At 59.7% G+C, this 13,567-nt stretch carries 18 protein-coding genes and 1 pseudogene; 5 read left to right on the forward strand and 14 right to left on the reverse strand.

The window, feature by feature from the left end:
• Positions 1–72 precede the first annotated feature (72 nt).
• The 5 genes from ASC75_RS07360 to ASC75_RS07375 all read right to left on the reverse strand — a co-directional run bounded on the left by ASC75_RS07360 (position 73) and on the right by ASC75_RS07375 (position 3,086).
• Complete coding sequence (locus ASC75_RS07360; RefSeq protein WP_055972424.1) at positions 73–339, reverse strand: hypothetical protein; 267 nt, start codon at positions 337–339, stop codon at positions 73–75.
• Between the two features lie 135 nt (positions 340–474).
• The gene (locus tag ASC75_RS07365; RefSeq protein WP_055972427.1) at positions 475–1,098 is read right to left on the reverse strand and encodes a general stress protein; all 624 of its coding nucleotides are present in this window, start codon (positions 1,096–1,098) and stop codon (positions 475–477) included.
• 34 nt (positions 1,099–1,132) lie between these two features.
• The gene (locus tag ASC75_RS07370; protein ID WP_055972430.1) at positions 1,133–1,444 is read right to left on the reverse strand and encodes a hypothetical protein; all 312 of its coding nucleotides are present in this window, start codon (positions 1,442–1,444) and stop codon (positions 1,133–1,135) included.
• Between the two features lie 398 nt (positions 1,445–1,842).
• On the reverse strand, positions 1,843–2,061 hold the full coding sequence (locus tag ASC75_RS25270; protein ID WP_082496438.1) for a KTSC domain-containing protein: 219 nt from the start codon (positions 2,059–2,061) through the stop codon (positions 1,843–1,845).
• A 110-nt stretch (positions 2,062–2,171) separates the two neighbouring features.
• Positions 2,172–3,086, reverse strand: coding sequence for a hypothetical protein (locus ASC75_RS07375; RefSeq protein ID WP_055972434.1), 915 nt, complete (start codon positions 3,084–3,086; stop codon positions 2,172–2,174).
• 345 nt (positions 3,087–3,431) lie between these two features.
• Between ASC75_RS07375 and ASC75_RS07380 the strand changes: the two genes are divergently transcribed.
• Complete coding sequence (locus tag ASC75_RS07380; protein ID WP_055972671.1) at positions 3,432–4,064, forward strand: DUF6766 family protein; 633 nt, start codon at positions 3,432–3,434, stop codon at positions 4,062–4,064.
• A gap of 158 nt (positions 4,065–4,222) precedes the next feature.
• Here ASC75_RS07380 and ASC75_RS07385 read toward each other — a convergent pair whose 3' ends face one another.
• Positions 4,223–4,687, reverse strand: coding sequence for an NUDIX hydrolase (locus ASC75_RS07385; RefSeq protein WP_055972436.1), 465 nt, complete (start codon positions 4,685–4,687; stop codon positions 4,223–4,225).
• Positions 4,688–4,689: 2 nt separating this feature from the next.
• On the reverse strand, positions 4,690–4,926 hold the full coding sequence (locus ASC75_RS07390; RefSeq protein ID WP_055972673.1) for a hypothetical protein: 237 nt from the start codon (positions 4,924–4,926) through the stop codon (positions 4,690–4,692).
• Positions 4,927–5,384: 458 nt separating this feature from the next.
• Here ASC75_RS07390 and ASC75_RS07395 point away from each other — a divergent pair, with 458 nt between their 5' ends.
• Positions 5,385–5,723, forward strand: a complete 339-nt coding sequence (locus tag ASC75_RS07395) for a PRC-barrel domain-containing protein (RefSeq protein WP_055972439.1) — start codon at positions 5,385–5,387, stop codon at positions 5,721–5,723.
• A 299-nt stretch (positions 5,724–6,022) separates the two neighbouring features.
• On the opposite strand, the gene ASC75_RS26660 is transcribed toward ASC75_RS07395, so the two are convergent.
• From ASC75_RS26660 to ASC75_RS07410, 4 genes are all read right to left on the reverse strand, one after another.
• The gene (locus ASC75_RS26660; protein WP_244487774.1) at positions 6,023–6,754 is read right to left on the reverse strand and encodes a DUF427 domain-containing protein; all 732 of its coding nucleotides are present in this window, start codon (positions 6,752–6,754) and stop codon (positions 6,023–6,025) included.
• Between the two features lie 250 nt (positions 6,755–7,004).
• Positions 7,005–7,136 carry a hypothetical protein gene (locus tag ASC75_RS26860; RefSeq protein ID WP_280137931.1) on the reverse strand — a complete coding sequence of 44 codons (132 nt, stop codon included), beginning with the start codon at positions 7,134–7,136 and terminating at the stop codon, positions 7,005–7,007.
• 83 nt (positions 7,137–7,219) lie between these two features.
• Complete coding sequence (locus ASC75_RS07405) at positions 7,220–8,320, reverse strand: flavodoxin family protein (RefSeq protein ID WP_055972441.1); 1,101 nt, start codon at positions 8,318–8,320, stop codon at positions 7,220–7,222.
• A gap of 516 nt (positions 8,321–8,836) precedes the next feature.
• Positions 8,837–10,837 (reverse strand): ATP-dependent helicase, encoded by a 2,001-nt coding sequence (locus ASC75_RS07410; protein WP_244487781.1) that lies wholly within the window; start codon positions 10,835–10,837, stop codon positions 8,837–8,839.
• Between ASC75_RS07410 and ASC75_RS26665 the strand changes: the two genes are divergently transcribed.
• Positions 10,745–10,972 (forward strand): hypothetical protein, encoded by a 228-nt coding sequence (locus tag ASC75_RS26665; RefSeq protein WP_244487784.1) that lies wholly within the window; start codon positions 10,745–10,747, stop codon positions 10,970–10,972. The genes ASC75_RS07410 and ASC75_RS26665 overlap by 93 nt on opposite strands.
• 45 nt (positions 10,973–11,017) lie before the next feature.
• Here the strand turns inward: ASC75_RS26665 and ASC75_RS07415 are convergent, their stop codons facing one another.
• Both ASC75_RS07415 and ASC75_RS07420 read right to left on the reverse strand, forming a co-directional pair.
• Positions 11,018–11,467 carry a MucR family transcriptional regulator gene (locus ASC75_RS07415; protein ID WP_055972447.1) on the reverse strand — a complete coding sequence of 150 codons (450 nt, stop codon included), beginning with the start codon at positions 11,465–11,467 and terminating at the stop codon, positions 11,018–11,020.
• A 461-nt stretch (positions 11,468–11,928) separates the two neighbouring features.
• Entirely contained in the window at positions 11,929–12,168 is a 240-nt protein-coding gene (locus ASC75_RS07420; protein ID WP_156381144.1) for a hypothetical protein, read from the reverse strand.
• Between the two features lie 203 nt (positions 12,169–12,371).
• Here ASC75_RS07420 and ASC75_RS25925 point away from each other — a divergent pair, with 203 nt between their 5' ends.
• On the forward strand, positions 12,372–12,668 hold the full coding sequence (locus ASC75_RS25925; protein WP_156381145.1) for a hypothetical protein: 297 nt from the start codon (positions 12,372–12,374) through the stop codon (positions 12,666–12,668).
• 26 nt (positions 12,669–12,694) lie between these two features.
• Positions 12,695–12,913: a hypothetical protein gene (locus tag ASC75_RS25930; protein WP_156381146.1), complete on the forward strand. Its 219-nt coding sequence runs from the start codon at positions 12,695–12,697 to the stop codon at positions 12,911–12,913.
• 186 nt (positions 12,914–13,099) lie between these two features.
• On the opposite strand, the pseudogene ASC75_RS25275 reads toward ASC75_RS25930, so the two are convergent.
• A pseudogene (locus ASC75_RS25275) lies at positions 13,100–13,551 on the reverse strand (aldehyde dehydrogenase family protein); the annotation flags it as partial.
• Positions 13,552–13,567 lie beyond the last annotated feature (16 nt).

The following is a 13,567-nucleotide window of genomic DNA, read 5'->3' on the forward strand; positions in this document are numbered from 1 at the left end:
TGCAAGGCTTGCGAGAGGCTGGCGACGACGCCACATATGTCCGTGGCATTGTTAGTGCCTAGCCTGATCTCTTTACCGAGGAATAAGCGCGGAGGGCGGTTCCTTGTCTTCTGTGTCCGTGAATACCGAGCCAAAATCTACGGTCGCTATCAAATAGCCTGCCTCGTCATAGATCCGCGTCGCCAGCTTGCTGGGGTCGAGCCTCTTAGAGACGTGATCCAACACGGCTTCGGCCATTGCCTGCCGCGCCTGAGCCTTGGCCGCATCTTCGCCCGCCAATTCGAGGACAACGGGTGCGGCATCTGTCTCCTGAAGAAATTCAAATCGATATTTAGGCATATCGCTTCCCCGCTTGTCCAAATAAGCGTGATTGTGCCAATAGGTTCCGCGCTCAAGCTTCGGCTAGCGTCGCGACAAGCAGCTTTGAAGCAAGTCCGCCAGATTTAGGGCCTGGCGGGCCTGCGAAGCTCCGACTCAGACGGCCGGCGGAACCCGGCCCGCATAGCGGCGACGCTCTTCCTCGACCTGCTCGGGGGAGAAAGGATCCGCAGTCTCGTCGAAACTGTCCCAGCCACCTTCTGCATAGGACGCGCGCCGCTGGTTGATGTCTACCCAGTTGGAATTCTGCAAGATGGACCTGGCCAAACTCTCCTGGTCGCCGTCCGACACCCGCGCCGTCACCAGTGTTCCACCCCGACGCACGCCTTCGGCATACACATGGGCATCATCGGAACTCACGCCGGAATCTGTCAGCGCCCCGATGATCCCACCGGCCGCCCCGCCCGCGAGCGCCCCAGCTGCAGCACCGGCAGCGGTGGCAGCCAGCCAACCGGCAGCCACCACCGGACCCACGCCGGGAATGGCCATCACACCGAGGCCTGTGAGCAAGCCGCCAGTGCCGCCTACCAAGGCGCCGATGCCAGCTCCTGCGCCTGCGGCTTCGCCGGTATCGACGTCGCCCGTGGAGCGGTCATAGGAGCCGTCTGCATTGCTCGCCACGATGCTGATGTCATCGTGATCGATGCCAGCACGAGCCAGTTCACCCACCGCGGTCTTCGCGTCGGAATAGGTGTCAAAAAGTCCTGTCACGGTTGCCATTTAGGCCTCCTGAAAAGTTTGAGGGGGGATGGGATTAGCGGGCGACGACATTGCCCTGATAGTCGAGCGACACGACCACTTCCTTGCCGTCCTTCGTGGCCTTGCCTTCCCAGAGGCCGCTCTCGGCCTTCACCAGAACGCCGACATTGGTGAACCCTGCCGCCTCGATGCGCTCTTTGGCCTGGGCTTCGGTGAAGCTGTTCGCGCCGGCAACCGGTGCGGTGGGATTTGTGGTGTCGGGGCTGGCGATTGCCGGTGTCTCGCCATCCGTCGACGGTTGGGTTTGCGCGTGGGCATAGAGAGCCGTGGCGGCAAGAAATGCCGCGCTAAGTATCAGCTTTTGCATTATTTTTTCTCCTTGGGCTTTGCCATGAGAAGAACCCTTTGGAGGGCGATAGGTTCCAATGACTGTGCGATATGCATGCGAGAATTCGTATCGCGATCGATCGATCCTCCCGTTCGAATATTCAGGGGAACGATAGTGTCACTATTGCATTTAGCTCCCGGAGCGCTTGCCATCGCCGAACGGCTTAGCGCTTCAACTAGGGGCCTGCCGCGAATCCCTCCCGGTAGGCCTTTTAACAGAGCAAGCCGAACTGCTTTTGAGGCAAGAAACACGCCTCGACCAAGGCGCAAATTGCCGGCGTTTCAGTGCGCTGCAGACTCCTGGCTGACCCGAGCTTGAATACGGGATATATCCCTAATAGTTCATCCGCCTACACACTGGCCTCTCTTGCCACTCGCCTATCTTGCCGCTCGCTTGTCGGGCACCAGACGGTAGCGGAAGCGATCGCGGATGTGGGCATTAAAAAAGCGGCCCTTCGAAAAGGCCCTTCGAAATGCGGCGTAAGTCTCCGGTGGTACCGCCTCATAATTGTAGCGCTTGCCGCTTGCTACGAACCAGACGGAGAGAACCCTGGTTTCCGGATCGTAGGCGGTTTCACGAATAGAAGTCGAAGGCATTTCGCTCAGTCCCTAGCGGCGCAAAACACTCCTGCTCAGGTAAGAACCGAGGCCCACGACTGATCGCAATGCCTGCTGAGCGGACCCAGCAGGCATTGGCGAACTTGGCATCATCGCGACCGGTAGCGGACCTCGTCGTCGTCGCGCTGCCAGCCGCCCAGGGCGCCTGCGGCACTTGCAATGAAGGCGCCGATGGCGAGCGAAAGGGCGCTCACCAAGGCAAAGGTGGCGCTCGCCTTGCGCGCAGTGTCGGCCGCTTGCTGTGCGGTGACCTTGGCTTCGTTGACGCGGGTCAACACCCCATCGACGCGCGCCCGGGCATCGGCCTCGGACAGGCCGGTGCGAACGGCGACCAATTGCGCCAGATAGGTACGATCTTCGGGCGAGACTTCATTGGTGGCGGCACTTGCCAAAAGGATGCGAGACGCTTGCAGGGCCGCCTGGTCGGAATCGACCGTCCCGGCAGCGCCGGCCGCGGCAGGATCCGACGGCCGGAACAGGGTGTCGACGAAATAGGAGGTTGCCGTGTCAACCGATTGCGGACCGGCATTGGCGGTGACGGCCGCAGCAGCACCCGAGGCGACATTCGACGCCGCCTGAACGCCGCTGCCGACCGCAGCCGTAAGTACCGACCCAAGGACACCGGCGACCAGCAACGTGGCAAGAGCCCAGGCGAGAAAGCCGTGCGCCGTATCCCTGAAGAACGTCTCGTCGGTGTGGATGCCGACCCATTTGGTGCGCAGGCGGCCAGTCAGGTAGCCGCCGACGGCGGCCGACAGCCACTGCACGATGACCAGCCAGACAGCAGTCGAGGCCGCCAGCGTGGTAATGGTGACACCCTCCGTGGACCAGGGCGAAACCATCGTCAATCCGAGCCCGGAGCCGAGCAGCATCAAAACCAGAGTGATGCCCGCCGCGGAGGCGGCCCCGGCCAGGATCGGGCCCCAATTGATGGCGGACGCGGCGGATTGGGGCGAAGCAGCGAATTCTTGGGAGACCAGCGTCTCATCGGGAGCTAGGGTCATGTCGTTCCTCCTAGCGCGCGAAAAGAAGGATCAAGATGATAATCGGGATCGGAATCCCGAGCAGCCAAAGAAGAATACCGCGTCCCATTTACGTCTCCCGTCAGTGCTGGGATGCCAGGCACCGTCAATCCGGCACCTGGCTTCAGTGGATGAAGAGTTCAAAGGAAAAGCGTGCTTGGACGCAAAAGGTTCCTCGGAGAGACGACTTTCTCCAGGCGGGCTTTTCAGGCCCGGCATCACCGGCGCGCTGCACGAAGGGGCCCGGCTCAAACTTCTACGCTTAGGTGTCTGCGAACCATATCCCCGCCTGGCCGTTGAAGGGTGGTTCGACAAATGGAGAATGCAATGAAACGCTGGCTCAGGGACAACGGGCTCACCATCACGTTGATGCTTGTCTTTCTGGTGACGATCCTGGGAATGGCGGTCGCGGGCTTCACGCATGAGAGCCGCCAGCTGGCGCTCCACCGCGAACCGCCCCTGACTTTCTTGGCATATCTCAGTTCGGGTTCGTTTCTTTCAGCGGTTTTCGAGAATTGGGAGAGTGAGTTTCTCCAGATGAGCGCCTATGTGATGCTGACCGCGTTTCTGTTCCAGCGCGGGTCGGCGGAATCCCTCGATCCCGACGATCCGCACAGGCAAGGGGACGCTCCGCCAGCCAGGCTGCATGGCACCATCAGAAGGTGGCTTTATTCCTACGGGTTGGGTCTGGGCCTTGCCGTCTTGTTCGTGCTTTCGTTCACTATCCATTGGTTGGCAAGTGCGGTTGCCGCCAATGAGGAGGCGGCCCGGCACGGTGGCGATATCAAGTCCGTCTTCAGCTATCTGCTCGATCCGCAGCTCTGGTTCGAATCCTTCCAGAACTGGCAGTCGGAATTCCTCTCCACGGCGATGCTGGTCGTGCTGTCCATCTTCCTCCGCTTCAAAGGCTCGCCCGAATCGAAGCCTGTCTCCGCCCCTCATGGTCAGACGGGAGCCTGATGCCGCCTCACAAGTCCGGGACCACAGCGGGGATTGAGATGCTGGCGCAAAAGACTACACTGGAGGCGTTGCCGCGCTGTGACCGGCCGGTAGTCGCGATGCTGGCCGCTTGGGACACGCAGTGCGCATGGTCGAGCGCGAGAGCGGGCTGGCTCTAATTAACGCGGGGCGATCAATTCCGGCATCCGTCTGACAAGGCTGGCCAGCGCCGGCTCGTCGACAAGGGTTGCCGCATCCTCCGGGCACAGCCATTGGCGACCGCGCTCGCCTTCTTCCTTCCAGCTCTCGAGCACCGTCTCGACCGCCATTGGAAAGACGCGAACGATTACGGGAACAAAGCCGACCGACAGCCTTTTCCAGTAGCGAAAGGATCCGATCGGAACCTTTGCCATCTGCCCGACCACGCCGGCCTCTTGTCTCGCTTCGCACGCTGCCGCAGCCGCCGAGGTCTTTTTTTTCATCGGCCAGCCCTTCGGTACGACGAAGCGCCGGGTTCCGCGCGAGGTGATGAGCATCACGCGCATGGACCCATCCGCAGCCAAGCGATAGGGCAGCGCCGCAACCTGGCTTGCGGGATCGCCCTTGATGGCTGACCGGATGGCACGCTTTTTCCGTTTGTTCATGATCACAGGCTCGCCGCGCCCTTGCGGAGGCGCCTGGCGCCCAATTGCTCGAGCGCCAAGCGAGCGAGGCGCAGTTCCGCCTGCCAGCCATCGTCGGAATTCATGGCGCTTTCGGAAGCCGCCCGCTGTAAGGCGCGCGCGTCCTCTTCGAGATGGCGGAGACGCTGTATCTTGATCTCGCGGGATGCCAGCGGGTCGTTGAGAATTTTCCTTACCAGTTCTTCGCAAGGCGTTTTCATGATGATACCTCGAATGTCCATCTATTGCAGGGCAAATGTCGACACGTTTGCTCGTTGGAATGAGACTCAAGTGGATCAATAGCCGGCCAGCCAGAAAAAACCGCTTGCGGTACCGAAAGCCACGGCAAGATGGAACCAGCAACTCCAGCATAGCGGTTCGTTATCGGTTAGAAGCCGTACGGCAAGATGATCGAGGCGAGCGCGTCGGAGATCACCACCTAGTAGACCATTTCCTCTTCGGACATATCGCATCTGCGACGACCTTCGTGAACCATCCTCGGAGAGCAACTCGGCATCGGGCATTGGGTTCCGGAGAAAGCCGCCGAAACCGAATGGGGCTGCCTAAGCCGATGATTTGGGCCTCTGACACCGGGCCGGTCGGGATCGATCAGAAAGTTCGGAACCAGCCCCGTCGGGACGCGTTGGCCTTTAGATGCCCTGAACCCGAGGAGACCTAAATGAACAATCTCATCGAAAGCGACAAGGTTATTGGAACCGAAGTTTGCGGATCCGATGGCGCTCATATCGGCGAGGTCGAACGATTGATCCTTGAGAAGATCGACGGCCGTGTGGCGCATGCCGTGTTAAGTTTCGGCGGCTTTCTCGGCATGGCGCAGGACCGTTATCCATTGCCGTGGAACAAGCTAATCTACAACGAGGACCTTGGCGGATTTCAGGTTGACATCACCAGAGAGCAACTCGACGGAGCGCCGACCTATACCGGGGACGGCTATGATTGGTCGGAGGAGAACAATCGGCGTATTTACGATCATTACGGCGCTCAACCCTACTGGTAACGCGGCAGGAGAGGGGTAACCACTTCAGCGACCGTTTCGGTCCATGACGAGGCGTGGCAAAGGTTTTTTGCCACGCCTCGTCCCATGAATCTGGTGCGGTGGTCGGCAGGCGAAGGCGTGCGGGTCAGCAGGCTGGGTCAGCCTCACCCAAGCCGAATTGTTGGCCGCCGGAACCCTTGTTCATCGTGCTCAGGCCTCTCCGCCTCGTCGACAGGCATGCCGCGATCCTTTAACCCTCGTCGACATGCTCTCAGCCTTGCGCTTGTCGGTGTGTTTGATTTGCTGGCCGTTGTCGGTTGCTAGTTGTCGGGCAGGGCGGTCGAGTGAATGCCGTGTTCGGCTGGCACTGCCGAAATCCCTGCGCTTTCCGGGTTGAAGGCGCCGTGGTTCGCCACAGCGGCTGCCGCCGGCTCGGGCGCCAGATAGGCCCACATGAAATCGTCGGCCGCTTCGCCGACGGCGGACACGCTCCAGAAATGCGCCATGCCCCAATCAGGCCGATGAACGTTCTTGTCCATCGCCCGCAGCATCTCGAAATAGATGTCTTCGAACGGAATGTAGAACACGTCAGGCTCGCCTTCTACGCAGACTACCCGCGCCCTGGTCGTGGACGCAATGACGGCATCGGAAAAGGTGACGGTCACGGTTCCATCGAAGGTTCTGATCTTTAGCTCTTCGGTTCCGGTTTGCATGATGGTCTCCAATTGCTGACCCTTACCCGCCGCCTCTCCGCCCGGGCCCAATCCTTGGGGCTGTCCGTGGTTCCCATTTGACAAGGCTTCGTGGGCGCTTCGGTCGGAGCTGGCGGCATCATTGCGTAGGTGATCGTGCAGCAGGCCTATTTCGGTCCAGCCGAACTGCTCGCCCGACTGGGTGACGATGCTGGCCGCGTGCATCTGGTGAGACGATGGCGTGGCGACGGCATGGCTGATCGCTTGCGCTAAATGCGAGAAGTATGTGCCGTGATTGAAACGGTCTTCGTAAAATGTCGCCGGTTCATCCAGATCGACCGCTTTTCCGTTAATGAGCATTCGCAAGGAACTCCAATGATGGGATCGCGCAAAGCCCTCCCCAATGAGAGCGTCGCAAGTCCTGCTGGCCCATTTCGCTGCTTCGAAATGGTCGATTGGTTGACCGTCTGTGGCTGACTTGCACGTCGTTGTTGTGCTGTTCCGTAACCACTGCGGAGCCCGGCGGTTCCGCGCCCAGCGATCACGAAATCGGTGCGATCCGACAGGACGTCGCAAGGCGGGTGGCGGCGGCAGATATTCTTGAGCCGGATCAGACCGCCATCTGGCTTATGGTGCGGCCTTCGCCACGGGTCTCAAGGAGACCGTTCGGCCGGCCAAGGATCAGGAAACTCACGACTGCGATCGCCGAAACTGTCAGCACGATGTAGAGGCGTGATTGCATCAAAGCCTTCTCACTGAGAACAGAATGTAATTCCAGAAGAGGACTGTTGACCGGACCACGGAGACGTGGAACGGCGGGTTATGTCATTTGGACCTTGGATCCGAAAGTCCCGCATCGGCCAAGGGGAATTTGCCACGGCGTAGTTCGATGACTGCGCTCGCGAGCGCCTTTCCCGCATTGGCGACTTCTTTCTGGATGTCGCGATCCTCGTCCAATGCCAGGTGGCTCGTGGCATAGGGCTGCCAGTAGCCGATGTAGCGATCGAGCTGCGCCTTGGCGGCTGCAGGCGCGAGCCGCATGAAAGCCAGCCAGTCGACGAGCAGCCGCCTGACATTTTCCGCGCCTTCAACATCGCCGTGGACGACCACCGAAAACAGGCGTCCCTCCAGATGGCGGGGGTAATGCCAGCCCGCCATTTCCAGCGCCTTCGCCTCATTTGCATGCTTGCCATGGGTCGACGTCGGGTCGGGGTTTCCGCCATCGGCGCATGTCAAGCGGTCCATCATCAATTTGAGCGGCGAGCTGACCTGGTACCAGTTGACGGGCGTCACGATCATTATACCGTGGGCGGCAACCCACATCGGATAGATTTCGTTCATCCAGTCTTGTGTCTGTCCAAGCCCGAGATTGGGATAACAGGAACAAGGCCAATGACAGAGCGGCGCGGCCGTCGAAAAGCACGCTTTGCAGGGATGAATGTTGCGGCCGTACTCGGATGCCAGCCGCGAGAGATCGAGAACTTCGACATCAATTTGCCCTGTGTCCAGAATTGCCGAGCGAGCAATCTCGACCAGCCTGTAGCTTTTCGACATTTCGCCGGGGCAGGTGTGTTCGCTGCGCGATGACCCGTTGATAAGCAGGATCCGTGCCGGCAAAGATTCATCATCGTGCCTGATCTGGGCGGCCGCGATGTTGTCGCGCGTGGCGAGCCAATCGAAAGACAACTCGTGATCCGGATCGCTAAACCCGTCTCCGGCCCGACGCGTTTTTGGGCTCTTGCGTGACGTCGAATAGGCGCGCCAGGCGACATTGGCAATTTTCTTGAGTTCGGCTTCAAGAGTACCAAATTGCGGATCCAGGAACTGTTGCCGAAATCTGTTCTTGAAGGTCTCTTCGTCCAAGTTGGAACTAGGCATGCCCTTGCGAATGTCGGGCATTCGCGAAGTATCGAATTTGCTTTTCATGATTTCGCGCCTTGGGGTGGAATGCCACAGCCCGGCCCAGCCTCGGCAGAGGGGGGCAAGCCACCAGAGCCGGTTCCTCGGGCGGGCTTTCGCTGGTCTCTGGGGAGGTTGTCGTCGGCGGCCGTCAGTCCCGGTTCGACACCAGGGGCGATTTGTACGGAACCTGCTTCGCCTAGGCGTTTCATAGTCGCCGCACGTTGCGCATCGCGTGCTGCTGCATGGAGCAATAGCTTGAACTTCTCGCCTAGCCCGTCGCCAGATCGTCCCAGGGTATCGAGTCCCAACAAACCGCTCATTGCGAAGTACCTCCTAGCGATCGAGTGAGTTGGCGCTGGATCAACGCAACATGTCGTGGTCAGTTCCTTAGGGCAGCCGGCAGGTGACCAGGTCGGTAATGCCGCCCTCCGATTTCTGTGCCGTGGCGCAATGTCCCGTCGCCCCTCAGCCCCGGATCAGCGGCTATTCGAATGGAAGGAAATGGACGGCCAGCAAAGAAAAGCAGCTCCTGGCGGCGAGCTATTTCCACATTGACCGCATCTTGCCCTTGATGTCGACCGAGCCGCGCGGCCGTGCCGACTTGTCTTGGCGGAACGACTGACTTGTCCAGGACGTGGCCTTGAAGTGCTCCAGAAGATGCGCTGGGATGAAACGGGTGCGCGAGGCATAGACATGCCTGTCGCCGCGGGCCATCTGACCGGAGGTGAAGAAACGCTGCGGCGTGATCAGATGGAGTGAGTCCTTGGCCCGTGTCATCGCGACATAGAGCAGCCGGCGCTCTTCTTCCAGCTCCTTGTGCTCGCCAGCGCTCAGGTCGATCGGCATGCAGCCGTCCACCGCATTGAGAACGAACACCTTGGTCCACTCCTGGCCCTTGGCCGAATGGATCGTGGATAGGATGAGATAGTCCTCGTCAAGATACGGCGGCCCAGCCGCGTCGCTGGTAGCCGATGGCGGATCGAGTGTCAGCTCGGTAAGGAAGCGCTCGCGACTGGGATATCCCGAGGCGATTTGTTCCAGCTGGAGAAGGTCGGCCTTTCGTGTCGTCGCATCCTCATGCTTGCGCTCAAGATGCGGCTCGTACCAGAGCCGCGCCCGCTCCATCTCGGCTGGCCAGCCGGGGCCGCGCCTGAGTTCGCAAAACAGGTCAACGAAGCCGGGCCAGTCGCTTGCTGCCCGAGCTGGCGGCACAAACCTTGCCAGGCCCATCTCCAAGTCAAGCGACTGCTCCATGCTGTCGATCGCATTTACCGCCGATGACGGGCCAATGCCGGGCAACAGTTGCATCACCCTGAAGCCGGCGATGCGGTCGCGCGGGTTCTGGGCGAAGCGCAGTACAGCCAGCAAGTCCTTGACATGAGCAGCATCTAGAAACTTCAGTCCGCCGAATTTGACGAAGGGGATGTTGCGCCGGGTGAGCTCGACCTCGAGTGGCCCTGCATGGTGGGCTGCGCGAAACAGCACCGCCTGCTCCTTCAGCAGCGTGCCCGCCTCGCGCTGCTTCAGCACCTCCTCGCAGACATAGCTTGCCTGTTCGGCTTCGTCGGGCACGGTCACGATGAAAGGCTTTTCGAGCGACGCACGTTCGGTCCAGAGATTCTTGGTGAAACGCTCCGAGGCCTCGCCGATGACGGCATTGGCGGCGTTGAGGATGGCATCCGTCGAGCGATAGTTCTGGTCGAGCGTGACCACGTCGGCAGGTTCGGCAAACAGGGTGGGGAAGTCGAGGATGTTGCGCACTTCGGCGGCGCGGAACGAATAGATCGACTGGGCATCGTCACCCACCACCGTCAGGCCGCGGCCGTCGGGCTTGATCGCAGTCAGGATCGCCGCCTGCAGCTTGTTGGTGTCCTGGTACTCGTCGACAAGGATGTGGTCGAAACGCGAGGCAAGATGCGCCGCGATCTCCGGCTCGGCGGCCATCTGCGACCAGTAGAGCAAAAGGTCGTCGTAATCGAGGATGTTCTGGGCTTGCTTGGCCTCGACATAGGCGCCGAACAGGCGCTTGAGCTCGTCGCTCCAGCCGATACACCAGGGAAAGGCGCTGCCCAGCACGGCCTCGATCGCATCCTGGGAATTGACGACGCGGGAATAGATCGCAAGGCAGGTCGCCTTAGTGGGAAAGCGGTTCTCCATCTCGGAATATCCGAGCTCGTGGCGAACCAAGTTCATCAGATCGGCGGAGTCTTCCCGGTCATGGATGGTGAAGGCGGGCTCAAGCCCGATATCCAGCGCATAGTCCCTGAGCAGCCTGGCGCCCACGGAATGAAATGTGCCGGCCCAGTTCAGCCCCTCCATCAGGCTCGCCGCGCGCTCCTTCAACACCTCGGCGGCGATGCGCTCGACACGCTTGGCCATCTCAGCGGCAGCGCGGCGGGAGAAGGTCATTAGCAGAATGCGGCGAGGATCGGCGCCGCGGACGATGAGATGGGCAACCCGGTGAGCGAGGGTGTTTGTCTTGCCAGATCCGGCACCGGCAACAATGAGCAGGGGCCTTGCGGAACAACCATCGCCATGCATGACAGCGGCGCGCTGGCCGACGTTCAACCTCGAGAGATAATCGGGCTCCGGTGCCGAATCACGAATGGCGATGTTCATCCGATCATGAAGCATCGTTTCCGTTTCGTTCGCAACGGCCTCGCTTGGTTGGTGTGAAGAAGCCGCCGCCCGCTGGCCATCACGGCCCGTAAGGCAGCCTTGTTAGGTCTTTGCCTTACCATTTCGTCGTTTGGCAGGCGTCCTCGCCAGGGGTTTGCGTCCGAGGCCCAGTTTCTTGGCCAGTTCAGACCGTTTGGCAGTGTACGCAGGGGCTACCATCGGATAGTCGGTTGGAAGCGACCACTTCATGCGATATTCATCAGGCGTCAGACCGGCACCCGCCAAATGGCGCTTAAGTAGCCGATACTGTTTCCCGTCTTCCAGGCTGATCAGATATTCGGGGGTGACGGTCTTCTTAATGGGAATATGCGGCTTCGGCCGCACTGCAACCTCCTCTGTCGGCGCGCTAAGGCTACTAATGCTAGTGTAAACTTGGGCAATCAGCTCTGGAAGTTCCGCAGGCGGCACCGGATTGTTAGAGACATAGGCAGCGACCAGATCTGCAGTTAGCTCAACAAACTGGTCGGTCGGCTTCGGCAATGGTTCGGTCATTAGCTTACTCCATGGTTTCGCAGAACGTAGTCGCTCCTGCCGTTGATATTGCAACAGGCTTGGCGGTTTGGCCATCGTGGCATCTGGCGATCATTCGTTTCTCGAGTCGATTCAAGACGAGTCATCTTTTACCTCGTGTTAGCTGCTTTCAAATCAGTCTGCAGCGCGTTGAAGGAATACAGATCCCCCTGAGCTCCTCCTTCAGCACACCTCCAAGCTGAGCCCGTCGTAGTAATACGGCGGGCTTTTCTATTTGGCCGATGGCACAAAGGCAGATTGTTTCCCTAAAAGCGGAAGCGGTGAAACGGTTGCCGGATAGCTCTGGGACAAGTCTGCGGCTAGCCACGCCAATCCCATGTTCCCAACAGCAGCAGAACTGGGGATCCTATGCCCGACCAAGCCGGAGGCTGGTTGCGGATCTCGGGCATGAGTGGCCGGCTCTCGTAAGAGAAGCTCGATTTCTAGCTAAGAACGCCAAAACAAACCAACGTAGCGGTGGTGCGGCCCCTGGCTTTAATTGCAGCTGTGGTTAAAGCGTAGATCTGTTCCTCAGTCACCTTCGCCCCGGAACACATCACTTCCAAGGTCATCTGTGCCTGGCTACGCAGCCAGGAAGTGTCTTTGTCGGGATTTGAGGTGGCCGCTTCGACAATGATGCTTTTCGCTATATCGAATTCGAAAGCTGAGACTGAAAGCGCCATGGCTTCCTCTTCCATGTTGTCTGGAGCGGGAACATGGTGAACGCTTACAGCCGACGATGCCCTTGTTAGTTGCCGTTGATAATTAATCGTACTGCTAGAATCTACAAATATCAACACATCACGGATTGCAAATAACAAAAGCATATTCCGCGGGTATCTATGTAAAAAGACGTACTGCTATGTAAAAAGACGTACCTAGAGCAATGCCATCGATCACGTTTTTCTTTGGGTTGGAACCTTTGATTGGCAAACAGGTTGGTTCGCAGGCGTCGGCAAACCCGCCGACACTGGAACTTAAAGGACCAAATGTCATGGCCAATCAAGGTACCCAAGGCGGCAGCAGCGAGCAGCATCGCAAGGCCGGAGAGCAGAGCCACAAAAACGACGGTAAGGACGAAAAGCAGAAGTCGAGCGGCACCGGGTCGTCGTCCAGCGGCAAAGGGAAAGAGGACGACAAGCGAACCGGCGGGAGCGACAGCGGCCGCGGCAATCGCAAGTAGCCACTTCCATCTCGAAGGAAAACAAGATGACCTCACAGCAAGGACGTGAACCGTTGCAGGACGATCCGGACGAACCGCGGAGGTTTCGTCCCGATGACATGCCGGCCGATGATCCTTCGCGACCGGAGTTGGACGATGACGATGCGGATGAGGACGTCGCTCCGGACGAGCCGGAAGGCGACGAAGACGATACTTCCGATCCAGCGGCGGACGATGAAGAAGAAGACAGTCTGCCGCCAGCGTAGCAGTACTCGCTTCTGAAAATGAAAAGACGCCCGCCACGATGTGGCGGGCGTCTTTTCCAATGCGTGGCGATTGGCTTGTCGTCGGCTAGCGTCCCGGGGTGTCTCAAGGCAGCAAGATGTCCCGCGTTCTCTACTTACCAGGCCCGTGATATACTGCGCTGTTCCAAGCGGCGAGCGAGTTGAAACTTACCAGGGCAATGAGAATGCCTTGACGTTGGTGAAGCTTTTCATGGCTTCGATGACGCCTTCCTTATGCCGTTGCCGCTGTCCTTGATGCCGCCGAAAGGCGACATCTCGATGCGGTATCCGGGAACTTCCCAGATGTTCACGGTGCCGAACTGCAGGCCGGCGATGTATTTCTGCATGCGGCGGAAGTCGTTGGTGCAGACGCCTGACAGCAGGCCGAAGCGGTGGAGTTGGAGAGAGCGATCAGCGCGTCGTCATTGTCGGGCCGAAGGTCTCTTCCATGACCAGCTCCGAGGTGTGCGGCACGCGATCGACGACGATGGAGGGCAACAGCGCGCCTTTGCGGCCGGGGTCGTAAGTACTTCGGCACCCTCTTCAGCGGCCATGTAGACGCGCTTTTCGAACAGGGCGGCGGCCTTCTCGTGCACCACGGTGCCGAGGTCGGTCGACCGGGGCGGGCAGCCGCGC

Source organism: Aminobacter sp. DSM 101952, assembly GCF_001424795.1.
Lineage (GTDB): Bacteria > Pseudomonadota > Alphaproteobacteria > Rhizobiales > Rhizobiaceae > Aminobacter > Aminobacter aganoensis.